Annotated in this window: 2 protein-coding genes; both read left to right on the forward strand. The window is 43.1% G+C overall.

What is annotated here, in order from left to right; all coding sequences use genetic code 11:
• On the forward strand, positions 1–330 hold a 330-nt coding region (locus tag BLQ87_RS33095; protein WP_245723979.1), incomplete at its 5' end, for a phosphopantetheine-binding protein.
• On the forward strand, positions 320–2,033 hold a 1,714-nt coding region (locus BLQ87_RS33100), incomplete at its 3' end, for a type I polyketide synthase (RefSeq protein WP_143010630.1). The genes BLQ87_RS33095 and BLQ87_RS33100, both read left to right, overlap by 11 nt.

The following is a 2,033-nucleotide window of genomic DNA, read 5'->3' on the forward strand; positions in this document are numbered from 1 at the left end:
GTGGCGCCCCGAAATGAAATTGAAGAGAAACTGGTGCTGATCTGGCAGGAGATATTGGGCAGGGAGAAGATCAGTGTTAAAGATAATTTCTTTGACGCCGGAGGAACTTCCATGAAAATCATTAGAATGCTCGAACTGGTCAACAGGGCTTTTGATTATAAAATATCCGTGGTTAACATTTTTAAATATCCAAATATATATGAATTGGCCGCCTATATTTCCCTTAAGGACGAAAACACCTTATGCAATCTTGACGAAGATATAGACCTGTCTGTAGACATCATGGAAGACACTATTAAATTATTAGATATCGAATCAGATGAAGAATAATCAGCCTTATAATGGTTTAGAAATTGCAGTTATCGGAATGGCCTGCCGCTTACCCGGAGCAAAAAACTGGAGAGAATATTGGAAAAATCTGGCAGGTGGCATTGAATCTATTCATCGGTTTTCGAAAAAAGAGCTGGAGGATCTGGGGCTTAGTGAAGAAGAAATTAACCAGCCGAATTTTATCAACGCAAGTGCCATTCTGGAAAATAAAAATCTATTTGATGCCAGCTTTTTTGATTACAGACCCGGGGAAGCACAACTCATGAGTCCGGTTCACAGAGTTTTCCATGAATGCGTTTGGGAAGCACTGGAAGATGCCGGATATAACCCTGAACAAACACGGGGATTGATTGGACTTTATGCAGGGGGAGCCATCGATATAAATTGGATGGTGTATACCGAGTTTATGAATAAAGTTAATCCGGAGGTCGATGAAATGAGCCTTAGCTATATCAATAATAAGGATTATTTAAGTTCATTGGTCTCCTATAAATTAAACCTTAAAGGACCGGCAATTTCATTAAATACGGCATGTTCAACCTCTTTGGTGGCACTGAACTCTGCCTGCAAAAGCCTGTTGCTGGGCGAAACAAAGATGGCACTGGCAGGTGGTGTTTCCATAAAAACAAGTGTGCAAAAAGGCTATTTATACCAGGAGAATATGATCCACTCTTCAGATGGACATTGCAAAGCTTTTGATAAAGATGCAGATGGAACCATTAGCGGAGAAGGTGTGGGAGTTGTGGTGTTAAAAAGATTAAGTGATGCCATTAACGACAACGATCAGATCTATGCAATTATTAAAGGAAGTGCCATTAACAATGATGGTAGGCGAAAGGTAGGGTTTACAGCCCCCAGTGTTGAAGGGCAGGTAGAATGTATTCTTAAAGCTCAGAAATTTGCTAAGGTACAGCCAGATTCCATCAGTTATGTAGAAGCTCATGGAACGGGGACGAAATTAGGAGACCCGATTGAAGTTGAAGCATTGAATATTGCCTTTAACAGAAGTCCGGCGAAGCATTGTGCCCTGGGTTCTGTAAAGAGCAATATCGGACACCTGGATTCTGCTGCCGGCATTGCGGGTTTAATTAAAACAGTTCTGAGCCTGAAACATCAGCAGATTCCGGCGAGTCTTCATTACCAGGAGGCCAATCCTTCGATAGATTTTGAAGGAGGACCTTTTTATGTGAATACGGAACTAGCAGACTGGAAAAGGACCGGAGATAGCCCCTTACGAGCCGGAGTTAGTTCTTTCGGTGTGGGAGGGACCAATGCCCATGTCATTCTGGAAGAAGCGCCTCTGGTTCAACAGCAGGAAGATGAGCTTTCAAGAAAGTACAAAATATTAACCATTTCAGCTAAAACTGAAACGGCATTGCTCCGGTATATGACGGAACTTTCGGATTTTCTGATTGCCGGTCCCGAAGTTAGCCAGGCTGACCTGTGTTATACTTTGCAAGTTGGGAGAAAGGATTTTACTTACCGGAAGTCTCTGATTTATCAGGATCAGGAGGAGCTGGTTCAGCTGTTGAATTCCGGCCTTGCCAGGCAGTCATTTGTGAAGAGCAGGGAGCGTGGCCGGTCTGTGGTGTTTATGTTTCCCGGAGTAGGTTCCCAGTATGTGAATATGGGGAAAGACCTGTATGCGCAAGAGGCTGTTTTCAGAACAGAGATGGACAAAGGTTTTTCTGAACTGAAGCGGC

The organism is Pedobacter steynii (genome assembly GCF_900103665.1).
Taxonomy (GTDB): Bacteria; Bacteroidota; Bacteroidia; order Sphingobacteriales; family Sphingobacteriaceae; genus Pedobacter; species Pedobacter steynii.